The following is a 13,497-nucleotide window of genomic DNA, read 5'->3' as shown; positions in this document are numbered from 1 at the left end:
CCTGACCTCCCGATGCTGAGGTCAAGTCCGTCGACGGTGCGAAATGCACGGCGCGGATGACGGGGGCAAGACAGCCCGGTCCCCGGGGAGATCGCGTATAAGCCGTTAAAACTATCGCGCGGGGAATGCCGGGTCGATCGGCTGAACCTGTGGTGACTGCCGCCTGCTTTTCTTACTGCAGGCGGGCCATGGGTGAGGCCTTCACCCGGCATTCCCCGCGCCCTCGGTTTGCGAGGGCTCGCTACCGAAAGACCCGGGCGCCAGCGCGCCGCGGGACGAAGCTATGCATCCTGACGTGCATATTACCGGCCGTGCGATCGCAGCCACGCTGGCCCCTCATGCACAACGCGTAGTCATACGGTGCCCGGGCTTTACGCAAGTTTTAACGATCGGTGGCTCTCTAGCGCAGTTCCAGGGTGGGAATTCCGAATCCGAATGCAATGATGCAACTGGAGACCACGACGCGTGCGCAAGAATCTGCCGGTCACGACCACTGAATATCCGATCACGGACGAGACGCTGATTGTCTCACGCACCGATCTCAAGGGCAGGCTGACCTATTTCAACGATCAGTTTGTCGATGCAGCCGGCTTCACGCCCGACGAGCTGATGGGCCAGCCGCACAACATCATCCGCCATCCCGACATGCCGCCGGCGGCGTTCGAAAATCTCTGGGACACCCTGAAGCAGGGCAAGCCGTGGGCCGGCGCGGTCAAGAACCGCCGCAAGAACGGTGACTTCTACTGGGTGCTGGCGACCGCCTCCGCCATTCGCGAGAACGGCGAGATCACCGGCTACACCTCGATCCGGACCAAGCTCCCGGCCGACCAGCGCGCCGAAGCCGAGAAGGTCTATGGCCTGCTCAACCAGAACAAAGCGCAGGACTACACGATCAGCGCCGGCGTCATCCGACACCGCTCGGTGTTCGACCGGCTGTCATTCTTCACCGGCACGCTGAAGGCGCGGCTGACGACGCTTGCCGCGGTGCTCAGCCTCTTCATGCTGATCATCGGTGGGGCGGGCCTGCTGTCCACCCGGTCCAGCAATGCCGGCCTGAAGTCGATGTATGAGGACCGCACTGTGCCGCTGGCCCAGCTGTTCGAGATCAGCGACCGGAGCCTGCACAACATGTCGTCGCAGCAATCGGCAGCGACCAACGGCAAGGCCGGCAGGCCGATCGACGGGATCGGCACGCTGGTCGACGAAAATAGCGCGCGCATTTCGAAGCTCTGGGCCGACTACATGGCGAGCTATCTGACGCCGGAAGAGAAGACGGTCGCCGACGCCTACGCGATCAAGCGCAAGGCGTATCTCGAGGAAGGCATCAAGCCCGCACTGGCCATGCTTCAGCAGCGCAAGTTCGACGAGGCGAGCGAGCATATCGCCACCAAGGGACATGATCTGTTCGAGGCGTCAAAACACGAGCTCGAAAAGCTCGTCGCCATCCAGGTCAAGGAAGCCAAGCGACTCTACGAGGAAGCGGAAGGTCAGTACGAAGTCGTGTTCGGGCTCGTCGCAGCATTGATCCTGGCCGGCATCGGGCTCGGCGCGCTGTTCAGCCTGCAGACCATCCGCGCGGTGCTGCGGCCGGTCGGCGTCCTGAACGAGGCGATGCAGAACATCACCGGGGGCAAGCTCGACAATCGCATTCCGGTGGAGCGCGATGACGAGGTCGGCGATGCGCTGCGCAATCTGCAGACGGTGCAGTCCATCGTCCGCTTCAACAGCGAGGAAGTGAAGGCGGTGCAGCGCACGGCCGAGGTCAAGCGCAAGGCAGGGATGAACCAGCTTGCAAGCGAGTTCGAAGGCGCGATCGGCGGCATCGTGCAAACCGTGTCGGCGGCTTCGTCGCAGCTCGAGACGTCGGCGGGCACGCTGTCCTCGAACGCAGCGCGATCCCAGCAGCTGGCCACCACCGTGGCGGCTGCATCCGAGCAGGCGTCGACCAACGTCCAGTCGGTCGCCTCGGCCACGGAGGAGCTGACCTCCTCCGTCACCGAGATCAGCCGTCAGGTCCAGGAATCGGCCAGAATGGCCACAGGCGCCGTCGAACAGGCCCGGGTCACCAATGACCGCGTCAACGAGCTGTCGAAGGCGGCCGCACGGATCGGCGATGTCGTCGAGCTGATCAACACCATCGCCGGCCAGACCAACCTGCTCGCGTTGAACGCGACGATCGAGGCGGCGCGCGCCGGCGATGCCGGCCGCGGTTTCGCGGTGGTCGCATCCGAGGTCAAGGCGCTCGCCGAGCAGACCTCGAAGGCCACGGGCGAGATCGCCCAGCAGATCTCGGGCATCCAGTCGGCCACCCAGGAATCGGTCTCGGCGATCAAGGAGATCAGCACGACGATCGAGCGGCTGTCGGAAATCTCCTCGACCATCGCCGCGGCCGTCGAGCAGCAGGGCGCCGCGACGCAGGAGATCTCGCGCAACATCCAGGAGGCGTCGCGCGGCACCACCGAGGTCAACACCAACATCGTTGACGTCCAGCAAGGCGCAGCCCAGACCGGCTCGGCCTCCGGCAACGTGTTGTCGGCGGCGCAGTCGCTGTCTCAGGAGAGCGACCGGCTGCGACAGGAGGTCAACCGGTTCCTCAGCAACGTCCGCGCGGCCTGAGCCGCTGCGCTCTCAGCGCCCGATCTGCCGGATCGGGCGGCCCTGGCTGATGAAGGCGTAATGGCCGGCGCCGATGCCGCCGACCATCAGCGCCTCGACCACGGGCTCGGCGATCTCGCCGGTCGCGGCCCAGTCGACCACGAAATTGGCGCCCGTCCCGCCGCGGGTGTCCTTGGTCGGAACGAAGATCTCGATCGTCGCGAACGGCTTCAAGGCGACCGGCGCAGGCAGATGGGCTTCGACCAGCGCGCCGGCCGTGTCGTAATAGTTGATGCGCCTGATGATCAGCGGCCGCTGCTCGGAGGCGTTGTGGATGCTCAAGGTGACCGAGAAGTCGGCCTGGATCCTGCCGGGCGTCATCGCGACGCTGGAATAGACGGGGACATAGACCGCGCCCGTCACGGTCGCCGCCTCGGCCGGAACCGCGGTCAGCGAGCTCGCGAAGGCGGCCGTGACGCTGTCGGCGGCCCGTGCCGCGCCACCCGCGAGCCACAGCGCCAGGAGCGCCGTCCCGATGTGACAGATTGCGGGTTTCCTTGTGCGGCGGCGCGACATAAGTTGCCGCCCCGGGGGTTGCTTCATGCATGAACTGATCGGCGACATCACGCTCTGCATCCTGTTTGCATGGGTGCTTGGACTGGCGGCGCATCGTTGGCGCCAGCCCTCGATTCTCGCTTATCTGGTCGCGGGCTTCGCCATTGGCCCCTTCGGCACCGGCTGGGTCAAGTCCCAGGAATCGATCTCGGTGATTTCCGAGCTCGGCCTGATCTTCATGCTGTTCATGATCGGGCTCGAGATCGACCTGAAGAAGATCATCCGCGCCGGGCCGGTGATCCTCATCGCCGGCGGCGTTCAGCTTCTGGGCGGTGCCGCGCTCGGCATCCTGTTCTTCGTCGCCATCGGCATGCGGATGGGCGCCGAGAGCTATGATGCGCTCTATCTCTGCGTGGCCTGCGCGCTGTCCTCGACCGTGATCATCGTCAAGGTGCTGTACGAGAAGCGCGAGTTGGACACCCTGCCCGGCCGGATCACGCTCGGCGTGCTGGTGCTGCAGGACGTATTCGCCATCCTGTTTCTGGCGGTGCAGCCGAGCCTCGACGACCTGCATTTCGGGGTGATCCTGCTGTCCTTCGCCCGCGCCGGCGCGCTGGTCGCGATCGCGCTGCTGCTCAGCCGCTATGTGCTGCCGCCGGTGTTCCACCGCATCGCGCGAACCCCCGAGCTGATCCTGCTCGGCGCGCTGGCCTGGTGCTTCCTGATCGGCGAGATCGCCGAACGGCTGCACCTCTCGCGCGAGATGGGCTCGCTGATCGCCGGCGTCTCGCTGTCGACCTTCCCTTATGCGCTCGACGTCACCGCGAAGGTGACGACGTTGCGGGATTTCTTCATCACGCTGTTCTTCGTCGCGCTCGGCATGACCATCCCGATCCCGACGCTGCCGGTGGTCGGGCTGGCGCTGGTGATCGCGCTATTCACGGTGGCGAGCCGGCTGCTCACCACCTTCACGCCGCTCTACATGATGAGGCAGGGCCTGCGCGCGAGTCTCCTGCCCGCGCTCAACCTGGCCCAGATCAGCGAGTTCTCGCTGGTGGTCATCCAGACCGGCGCCGCCGCCGGACATCTGAAGACCGGCACCTCGAGCGCGGCGTCGTTCGCCTTCGTGCTGCTGGCGGTGCTCTCGACCTTCGTCATCGTGCGCTCCGATCCGATCGTGCGGCGAACGATCCCGCTTCTGAAGCGCGTCGGCCTGCACGACCTCGATGCCGGCAAAGACGGCGAAGCCGGCCACGAGGGCGGCCATGCCGGCCGGCCGATCGTGCTGCTCGGCTTCTTCCGCACCGCCAGCGCCCTTCTCAGCGAGATCGAGCGTAATGAGCCCGCGCTTCTGGAGCAGATCGGCGTCGTCGACTTCAATCCGGTGGTGTTCCGCACGCTCTCCGATCGCGGCATCCAGGTCACCTATGGCGACATCAGTAATGTCGACACGCTCATTCATGCCGGAGTCGGCCAGGCCGAGCTGATCATCCTCAGCATTCCGGACTCGCTGCTCAAGGGCGCCAATAACGAGAAGCTGGTGCGGCACGTCCGCAGCATCAACGCGTCAGCCAAGATCGTCGCGACCGCCGACCTGCTCGCTGACGTCAACGATCTCTACGATGCCGGCGCGGATTACGTGACGGTGCCGCGGCTCAGCGATGCGCAGGTGCTGCTCAATCTGATCCAGGACGCGAGCGCGGGCCTGTTGTCAGAGCGGCGCAGCCAGGCCGAAGCCATGCTGGCCGACCGCCGCGAGGTGCTGCCGTGACGCGCCTCAGCTCTTTTCAATCACTCCAGACCCGCCAGATGCAATGCAATGACCAATAGCCACGTCCACGTCGTCGATCACCCGCTGGTTCAGCACAAACTCACCTTGATGCGCGAGCGCGACCGCTCCACCAAGGGTTTCCGCGAGCTGCTCAACGAGATCGGCATGCTCCTGGCCTACGAGGTCACGCGCGACCTGCCGATCGAGCTGGTCGACATCGAGACACCGATCGCGGCGATGAAGGCGCCGAAGATCGCAGGCAAGAAGCTGACCCTGGCGCCAATCCTGCGCGCCGGCGTCGGCTTTCTCGACGGCATGCTGGCGCTGATGCCATCGGCGCGCATCGCCCATATCGGCCTGTATCGCGACCCGAACACGCTGCAGGCTGTCGAGTACTACTTCAAGGCGCCGCAGGATCTGTCAGACCGCACCGTGATCCTGATGGACCCGATGCTCGCGACCGGCAACTCCGCCTGCGCCGCGGCCGAATTGCTGAAGGCGCGCGGCGCCCGCGACATCCGCTTCGTCTGCCTGCTGGCGGCTCCGGAGGGCATCGCCCGGTTCGAGAAGGAGCACCCGGACATCCCGATCTGGACCGCCGCGATCGACGAGAAGCTCAACGACCACGCTTATATCGTGCCGGGCCTCGGCGATGCCGGCGACCGGATGTTCGGGACGAAGTAGGAAAAGTCAGGAGGCGCGTGGCGCGAGTCGCAGAATATTGAAGACGCGTCCGTCGATCACCAGCAGCGCGCTCCCGATCACCAGCGCACCAAGGATCTCCCGCAGCGAAATGGTCTCGCCGAGCACCAGATATCCGAGCAGGATCGTCGTCAGCGGGATCAGCAGAGTCACGAGGGTCACGTTGGTTGCGCCGGACCGGCGCAGAACCTGAAAGAACACGATGTAGGCGAAGGCCGTCGACAGCGCCGCGAGGGCAGAGATCGCGAGCCAGGTCTGCAGGCCGGGCATCGGCAGGCGCCAGGGCTGGTCGACCACCCCTGCGATCACGAGCATCATCACGCTCGAGGCGCACAGTTGGAACGTGGCGGTGGCAAGCGGCGGCGAGTTGGCGAGATGGCGCCGCACCAGCAAGGCGGCAATGCCATAGCTCAGCGACGCGCCGAGACCGAACAGAATGCCGTAGCCGGCGCCATCCATCCCCGGCCCAGCCCGCAGGATCACGACGCCGACGAGACCCACGATCAGACCGGCGACGCGGCGCGCGGAGAGCCCTTCCTCACCCGCGGCCGCCATCACCGCGATCGTGAACAGCGGCGTCGTGGCGTTGAGAACCGCGGCGAGACCCGATGTGATGTAGGTCTGGCCGATGACGATGAGGCAGAACGGCACGACATTGTTGAACAGCGCGACCGCAAAATAGGGCCGCCACCCGGCGATCCCCTTGGGGAAGCCGAGCCCGCGCAGGCGCAGGATGGGCAGCAGGATCGCGGCCGCCAGCGCGATGCGCAACAGCACCAGCGTCAGCGGCGGCAGCTCCTTCAAGGCCAGGCCATTGAAGATGAAGGAGCCGCTCCACAGCAGCGATAGCAGGCCGAGCAGCGACCAATCGCGTGGATCCATCCTGTCGTTAGGGAGTCCCATTATCGCCCGCCGCCGTTCGAAGGTCGCGTGATCGTTGCAGCGGCCGCCACAGACTGTCCACCCGCTTTCCGTCGGTGCAGAGGTTCGCCGCCGAGGTTCAGGCCTTCCGCCGCGAGACCAGCTCGATCATGCGGCCTTCGTCTTCGTCAGGCATCGCCGCTTTTGCCCGGGCATAGGCATCCACTGCGGCCTGCGCCATCACGGGACGCTCGCCCAGCAGCTCCTCAGCCAGCCGCAACGCATAGGCCGCGTCCTTGTGGCGAAGCGCCGCCGTGAAGCTCGCGTCGGCGAAGTTGCGCGCAATCATGCGGGGCGCGTGGCGCAGCACCTGCGGGCTCGCCGCGACGCCGCTCTGGATCGCCTCGAGCACAAGGGCCATGTCGAGCCCCGCCTGCTCGGCGATCGCAAGCCCCTCCGCCAGGCCCGCGATCTGCATCGCGCCGAGCAGGTTGTTGATCAGCTTGTAGACGGTACCGGCGCCGACCGGGCCGAAATGGCGGATGGTGGAGCCGATCGGCGTCAGATACGGCCGCGCCCGTTCGAGATCGGCAGCATCGGCGCCGACCAGCAGGGTCAGCTTGCCGCCGGCGGCCGCATCGGGCAGCCCCGTCACCGGGCAATCGAGATAGGTCACGCCACGGGCGTTCAGCTCGCGCGACAGCCGCAATGCATGATCGCGCGAGACCGTCGAGCATTCGATCGCAATCGTGCCGACCCGCATCGTCGCCGCAGCGCCGTCCGGCCCGAGCCAGACCGCGCGCGAGGCCTCGTCATCGGCGACCATGGTGACGACCGCATCGGCATCGATCGCTGCATCAGCCGGTGACGTCGACCAGCGCACGCCGCGCGCGATCAAATCCTCGGCCTTGGCCTTGCTGCGATTCCAGACCGCCACCGAATAGCCGGCCTCGAGATAGCGGCCGGCCATGCCATGCCCCATCCGCCCGAGCCCGATGAACGCGACGCGCGCCACCGGCTAGTCCACGTCCTCGATCGCAGCCCCCGGCGTGGTGCCGAACGCGCGCTGCGCCAGGGTCGCCGCCATGAACTCGTCGAGATCGCCGTTGAGCACGCCCGAAGTATCGGAGGTCTGCACGCCCGTGCGGAGGTCTTTCACCATCTGATAGGGCTGCAGCACGTAGGAGCGGATCTGATGGCCCCAGCCGATCTCGGTCTTGGCGGCCTGGTCGGCAGCCGCCTTCTCCTCGCGCTTCTTCAGCTCGATCTCGTACAGGCGCGCACGGAGCATGTCCCATGCCTGCGCACGGTTCTTGTGCTGGGATCGGCCGGCCTGACAGACCACCGCAACGCCGGTCGGGATATGGGTCAGGCGGACCGCCGATTCGGTCTTGTTGACGTGCTGGCCGCCGGCGCCGCCCGACCGCATGGTGTCAACGCGAACGTCGGACTCCTTGATGTCGATCTTGATGCTGTCGTCGATCACGGGGAAAATCTGGACCGACGAGAACGAGGTGTGGCGGCGCGCATTCGAATCGAACGGCGAGATACGGACCAGGCGATGCACGCCGGCTTCCGTCTTGAGCCAGCCATAGGCATTGTGGCCGGAGATCTGGATGGTCGCCGACTTGATACCGGCCTCTTCACCGAGCGATTCTTCGAGAAACTCGACCTTGAAACCATGAGTCTCGGCCCAGCGCGTGTACATGCGCAGCAGCATCGAGGCCCAGTCCTGGCTCTCGGTGCCGCCAGCACCGGCGTGAACCTCCAGATAGGTGTCGAACTTATCGGCCTCGCCGGACAGCAGCGCCTCGAGCTCGCGCCGCGCGACTTCCTTCTTGAGGTCTTTGAGCGCATTCTCGGCTTCAGCGACCACGCCGGCATCGTTCTCGGCCTCGCCGAGTTCGATCATGTCGATGTTGTCGTTGAGCTCACGCTCCACCTTGCCGATGCCGGTGAGCGAATCCTCAAGAGAGGTCCGCTCCTGCATCAGGCGCTGAGCTTTTTGGGGATCGTTCCAGAGATTGGGATCTTCGGCGAGCTTGTTCAGCTCGGCCAGCCTTGCCGTCGATGTCTCGACGTCAAAGATGCCTCCTCAGCAGCCCGACCGACTGCTTGATCTCTTCTACGATTTTTTCGATTTCGGCGCGCATATGGCTCTCTTCGGGCTACGGCCGAAACCGCAGCGTCATGTTCGACAGGGGATGTAGCGGCGCGCGGTGCAAAGCGCAATCGCCTGCACCGCGCCGTCGCGCGTTTCGCCCGTCTAATAGAGGCTACCCGTGCCCGGCCGGATGATGAAGTTCCCCGAATCAGGCTGGCCGCCCGCTTGCGACGGCATCCCGCGCCCATCGGCATCGGCCACGCCGATGACCGAGTAGTTGTCCGGCGGCGCGGTGCCCGGCTTGAACGCCTCCATGATGGTGCGGCCACCGTCGCCCGGGCTCGCCCGCATGCCGGTCTTGGCATCGACGCGGACCAGCTTGATGCCGGCCGGGATCTTGAAGGGCGTGGCCGGCTTGTCGGCCAGCGCGAGCTTCATGAAGTCCTTGGCGATCGGCGCGGCGAGGTGGCCGCCCGTCGCGGCATTGCCTTTGCCGAGCGGACGCGGCTTGTCGTAGCCCATGTAGATGGCCACCGCGAGATCCGGCGAGAAGCCGACGAACCAGGCGTCCTTGGCCTCGTTTGTGGTGCCGGTCTTGCCGGCGATCGGCTTGCCGACCTCCTTCAGCACGGTCGCCGTGCCCGCCTGCACCACGCCTTCGAGCATCGACGTGATCTGGTAGGCCGTCATGGTGTCCAGCACCTGCTCGCGGCGATCGACGAGCTGCGGCTCGCTCTGGTTTTTCCAGCCGTCCGGGGCATCGCAGCCGCGGCACTCGCGGGCATCGTGCTTGAAGATGGTGTGGCCGTAACGGTCCTGGATTCGGTCGATCAAGGTCGGCTTCACCCGGCGGCCGCCATTGGCGATCATGGAATACGCCGTGACCATGCGCATTGCGGTGGTCTCGCCGGCGCCGAGCGCGTAGGACAGATAGTTCGGCAGCTCGTCATAGACGCCGAAGCGGCGCGCATATTCCGAGATCAAGGGCATGCCGACGTCCTGCGCGAGCCGCACCGTCACCGTGTTCAGCGACAGGCGCAGCGCATTGCGCAGGGTCGTGGGTCCGAGATACTTGCCGTTCGAGAAGTTGTCGGGACGCCAGACCTGGCCGCCCTGCCCCTGGTCGATCTCGATCGGCGCGTCGACGACCTGGGTCGACGGCGTGTAGCCGTTGTCGAGCGCCGAGGAATAGACGATCGGCTTGAACGACGACCCCGGCTGCCGATAGGCCTGCGTGGCCCGGTTGAACTGGCTCTGGTCGAAGGAGAAGCCGCCAACCATCGCGAGCACGCGCCCGGTGTTCGGATCCATCGCGACCATCGCGCCGGAGACTTCGGGCAATTGCTCGAGCCGATACTGGCCTTCGACGGGATTGCCTTCCTTGAACAGCGGATCGGCATAGATCACGTCACCCGGCTGCAGCACTTGAGCCACCGAGGTCGGGACCTTGCCACGACCATTGCCGGTCGCCGCACGCGCCCACTTCACGCCATCGAGTGTGATCAGGCCGGTCTGCCGTTCCTTGCTGACCGCGCCGCCGAGTTCGCGCGGCGGCTGGAAGCCGATGCGCGCCGACTGATCGCTGGTCTCGAGCACCACAGCCATGCGCCACGGCGAAATGTCGGACAGCGACTTGATCTCGGCGAGCTTGAGTCCCCAATCGCCGGAAATGTCGAGCTTGGAGACGGCGCCGCGATAGCCCTGCTCCTGGTCATACCTCACGAGGCCGGCCACCATGGCCTTGCGCGCCATGACCTGGACCTTCGGATCGAGCGTCGTCCGAACCGACAGGCCACCCTCGTAGAGCTTCTTCTCGCCGTAGCGCTCGAAGATGTCGCGCCGCACTTCCTCGGCGAAATACTCGCCGGCGAAGATGTGCGCGCCGGTGTTGCGGCTCGCGATGGTCAGCGGATCCTTGCGCGCCTTCTCGGCGTCGGCCTGCTTGATCCAGCCATTCTCCAGGAGGCGGTCGACGACGTAGTTGCGGCGCTCGATGGCGCGATCGCGGTTGCGGATCGGATGCAGGCTGCCCGGCATCTTCGGCAGCGCCGCGAGATAGGACGCCTCGGCGACCGTGAGTTCGTTGACCGACTTGTCGAAATACACCAGCGACGCCGCGGCGATGCCGTAGGCGCCGGAGCCGAGATAGATTTCGTTCAGATAGAGCTCGAGAATCTTGTCCTTCGAATAGGTGCGCTCGATGCGCATCGCCAGCAGCGCTTCCTTGATCTTGCGCGCGAAGGAGACCTCGTTGGTCAGCAGGAAGTTCTTGGCGACCTGCTGAGTGATCGTCGACGCACCCTGCGGCCTGCGGTTCGAGCCGAAGTTCTGCGCATAGACGACGGCGGCACGCGCCATGCCGGTGAAGTCGATGCCGCCATGCTCGTAGAAGTTCTTGTCCTCGGCGGCGAGGAAGGCGTTGATGACGAGCTTGGGAACCGCCTGGATCGGTAGATAGAGACGGCGCTCGCGGGCATATTCACCGACCAGCGAACCGTCGACCGCGTGCACGCGCGTCATCACCGGTGGCTCGTAATCCTGCAGCTGAGAGTAGTCAGGCAGGTCCTTGGAGAAATGCCAGATCAGGCCGGCCGCTGCCGCCACACCGACCAGGAACACAACCGTACCTGCGGCGAACAGGAAGCCCAAAAACCGCACCAGAAAGCGCATCGGCGAATATCCGTTCCAACTCTTGTTCGTCTCTCGGCTCGGACACGACGCGTCTCGCAAGACGCTGCCGCAAACATCACGCGGGCGGCTGCAATGCCGCGCAACCCATGGCGGAAAACCGCACGGTCAAGCCCATCAGCGGTCAAGCCTATCACAAGTCTGCAGAGAAGGAATCCTCACCTGATTCCTGGTGCCTCGCAGCACGTTTATACGGCGGTTGCTGTGGCCAAACTAGGGCTTTGCACGGATGGGCGCGGGCTTGTCAGGCCGCTCGCCGGCGGCATTGGCGACCCGCTTGGCCAGGAACGCATCGATCGCCCGCGCCATCGCTTCCGCCGTGCGCGACCGCCATGTCTCCGACACCAGGTTCCCCATGTCGCCCTTGTTCGAGACATAGCCGAGCTCGACCAGAACCGAAGGCACGTCGGGCGCCTTGAGCACCCGGAACCCCGCCGATTTCAAGGGCCGCTTATGCATATGCACCGAGGTCTTCATGTCGTTCATCAGCACCCGGGCGAAGCGATTGGAAAACGTGCGGGTTTCCCGCCTCGCCAAATCGATCAGGATGTCGGCGACGTCTGCGGGCTCCTCGGTGAGGTTGACGCCTCCGATCTGGTCGGCGCGGTTTTCCGCCTCGGCCAGCCGCTCCGCCTCGACATCCGAGGCCTTGTCCGACAGGGTATAGATGGTGGCGCCCTGCGCGCTTCCTTCGCCCTTCGGCAGGGCATCGGCGTGAATCGACACGAACAGCGCCGCCGACTGCTTCTGGGCGATTCGCACGCGGTCACCGAGCGGGATGAAGGTATCGTCGTCGCGGGTCATCACGACGCGGTATTTGCCGGCTCGTTCGAGCCGGTCGCGCAGCGCCTGGCCGAAGGCGAGCACCAGATTCTTCTCGGGAACCTCGCCGCCCTGAGTGCCGTAGTCGATGCCGCCATGACCGGGATCGATCACGACCACCGGCCTCGTGTCCGGCGGCCCGCCGGACGGGGGCGTTGCGACCGCGACGGTGGTCGGCGGCGGCCTGACGGCCGGAGGCCCTGCTGTAGCTCCCGAAGCCGTCGAATCGGCCTGCTTGGACGGTGACCGGCCATCGACGCCGACGGAGCGGGCAAAGGTCGCCTCGTCGACCTCCTCCAGCTCGAGCACCAGCCGCGGCGGCTGGCCGTTGGCGGCATCGAGCACGGTCGAATTGGCGATTCGCGCCGGCCCCGTCAGATCGAACACGATGCGCGACCCGCCGGGCATCACCAGCCCATAGCGGAACGCCTTCACAAGCCCCCGGCCGCCGCTTCCGGCGCCGGTCGGCAGGTGAAAGCTGACCTGCGGCAGATCCACCACCACGCGATAGGGATCGCTGAGCGCAAACGCGCGAAAGGGAACCGTTCTGTCCAGATCGAGGACGAACCGGGTCTGCCGGGAATCACCGGCAAGCCTTGCATCGGTCGCGATCGGAAATACCGGTGCGGCGATCGCGGGTTGGGGCTGGACGACCGGCGCGCTCTGGGCCTGCGCCGCAGACATACCCGCGCATAACATTTGCGTGACGCAGAGCGCCGCGCATCCCAGCAAAGAAAGGTAATCTGCCCGGCCAGCTGCCAATTCCATGCCTCCGCGGGACCGTCTTACCGCAACCAATCCCAGGGGTTAACCGCCTAATTTTGTCATTTTCGTTAAAGGCCACCGATTGTTGCGGTTCCGCGACGCTTCCCTTGCACCGCCTGACCATTCCTCGTATGTACGAAGGGCTGAAGGCTATTCCTTACTGCCGGTTGTGTCGCGTTCAACCTCCCGGTGAAACGCCGGAAGCTTCGTGATCGGGTTCTCAAAGTCGGGCCCTCGATCATTGCGGAGATTCCAGCGCCTTTCCGACGCTCCCAAGTCTGCGCGCCCCCGCGCGGCTGCGACGGAGAGCCGGTCACGAGCCGAGTAGCGCCTAGCGCAGGCGCCGTCTCGCAGAGACCGCACGGGCACGAGGTCAGATATGGCCAAGGTCAGACACGGCGTAGCCTAATACCACATTCCTGACGGGGTGGGTATTATTCCAGGGCAAGCGTTTCGACGCGATCTGGCCTTCGGCAAGAGACAGGCGGCACCCGCTGCCGCCCACATATTCCAGACGGGCCGACGCTTGATGCGCCAAACTGAGTTGCCAACCATGACCAGCGGACGATCCGCGCCGATGCGGGGCCTGACCCCCGCCCGGCCAGTCGCCCCGCCGGCATCAGGGTTGGCGCGG

The 13,497-nt window shown here is 65.5% G+C and carries 9 protein-coding genes; 3 read left to right on the top strand and 6 right to left on the bottom strand.

Annotated features, from left to right (window positions below; genetic code table 11):
• The first annotated feature begins 465 nt into the window (after positions 1-465).
• The gene (locus NLR35_RS20995) at positions 466-2,616 is read left to right on the top strand and encodes a methyl-accepting chemotaxis protein (protein ID WP_257168424.1); all 2,151 of its coding nucleotides are present in this window, start codon (positions 466-468) and stop codon (positions 2,614-2,616) included.
• A gap of 12 nt (positions 2,617-2,628) precedes the next feature.
• Here NLR35_RS20995 and NLR35_RS20990 read toward each other — a convergent pair whose 3' ends face one another.
• Positions 2,629-3,171, bottom strand: a complete 543-nt coding sequence (locus tag NLR35_RS20990) for a DUF3124 domain-containing protein (RefSeq protein ID WP_257168423.1) — start codon at positions 3,169-3,171, stop codon at positions 2,629-2,631.
• A 25-nt stretch (positions 3,172-3,196) separates the two neighbouring features.
• Here NLR35_RS20990 and NLR35_RS20985 point away from each other — a divergent pair, with 25 nt between their 5' ends.
• Together NLR35_RS20985 and upp are read left to right on the top strand one after the other, a co-directional pair.
• Complete coding sequence (locus NLR35_RS20985) at positions 3,197-4,921, top strand: cation:proton antiporter (RefSeq protein WP_257168422.1); 1,725 nt, start codon at positions 3,197-3,199, stop codon at positions 4,919-4,921.
• 48 nt (positions 4,922-4,969) lie between these two features.
• Complete coding sequence (gene upp / locus NLR35_RS20980) at positions 4,970-5,605, top strand: uracil phosphoribosyltransferase (RefSeq protein ID WP_257168421.1); 636 nt, start codon at positions 4,970-4,972, stop codon at positions 5,603-5,605.
• A 6-nt stretch (positions 5,606-5,611) separates the two neighbouring features.
• Here upp and NLR35_RS20975 read toward each other — a convergent pair whose 3' ends face one another.
• From NLR35_RS20975 to NLR35_RS20955, 5 genes are all read right to left on the bottom strand, one after another.
• Entirely contained in the window at positions 5,612-6,505 is an 894-nt protein-coding gene (locus tag NLR35_RS20975; protein WP_374940840.1) for a DMT family transporter, read from the bottom strand.
• A gap of 118 nt (positions 6,506-6,623) precedes the next feature.
• The gene (locus NLR35_RS20970) at positions 6,624-7,499 is read right to left on the bottom strand and encodes an NAD(P)-dependent oxidoreductase (protein ID WP_257168419.1); all 876 of its coding nucleotides are present in this window, start codon (positions 7,497-7,499) and stop codon (positions 6,624-6,626) included.
• 3 nt (positions 7,500-7,502) lie between these two features.
• Positions 7,503-8,637, bottom strand: a protein-coding gene (gene prfB / locus NLR35_RS20965; RefSeq protein WP_257168418.1) for a peptide chain release factor 2 whose coding sequence is annotated in 2 segments (ribosomal slippage) — positions 7,503-8,567 and positions 8,569-8,637 — 1,134 coding nt in all. Because the reading frame shifts where the segments join, the coding sequence is not laid out codon by codon here.
• Positions 8,638-8,750: 113 nt separating this feature from the next.
• Positions 8,751-11,258 (bottom strand): penicillin-binding protein 1A, encoded by a 2,508-nt coding sequence (locus tag NLR35_RS20960; RefSeq protein ID WP_257168417.1) that lies wholly within the window; start codon positions 11,256-11,258, stop codon positions 8,751-8,753.
• A gap of 231 nt (positions 11,259-11,489) precedes the next feature.
• A complete protein-coding gene (locus NLR35_RS20955) occupies positions 11,490-12,782 on the bottom strand; it encodes an N-acetylmuramoyl-L-alanine amidase (RefSeq protein WP_257168416.1) in 1,293 nt (430 codons plus the stop codon).
• Between the last annotated feature and the right edge of the window lie 715 nt (positions 12,783-13,497).

Source organism: Bradyrhizobium sp. SRS-191, from assembly GCF_024586915.1.
Lineage (GTDB): Bacteria > Pseudomonadota > Alphaproteobacteria > Rhizobiales > Xanthobacteraceae > Bradyrhizobium.
The sequence above is the reverse complement of the archived record's forward strand: the minus strand, read 5'-3'. Positions and strand labels throughout refer to the sequence as shown.

Excerpts from the sequence above, each read along its gene's own strand:
- upp (WP_257168421.1), top strand. The coding sequence starts at position 4,970 with ATGACCAATAGCCACGTCCACGTCGTCGATCACCCGCTGGTTCAGCAC.
- NLR35_RS20955 (WP_257168416.1), bottom strand. The coding sequence starts at position 12,782 with ATGTCTGCGGCGCAGGCCCAGAGCGCGCCGGTCGTCCAGCCCCAACCC.
- NLR35_RS20975 (WP_374940840.1), bottom strand. The coding sequence starts at position 6,505 with ATGGATCCACGCGATTGGTCGCTGCTCGGCCTGCTATCGCTGCTGTGG.
- NLR35_RS20960 (WP_257168417.1), bottom strand. The coding sequence starts at position 11,258 with ATGCGCTTTCTGGTGCGGTTTTTGGGCTTCCTGTTCGCCGCAGGTACG.
- NLR35_RS20990 (WP_257168423.1), bottom strand. The coding sequence starts at position 3,171 with ATGTCGCGCCGCCGCACAAGGAAACCCGCAATCTGTCACATCGGGACG.
- NLR35_RS20985 (WP_257168422.1), top strand. The coding sequence starts at position 3,197 with ATGCATGAACTGATCGGCGACATCACGCTCTGCATCCTGTTTGCATGG.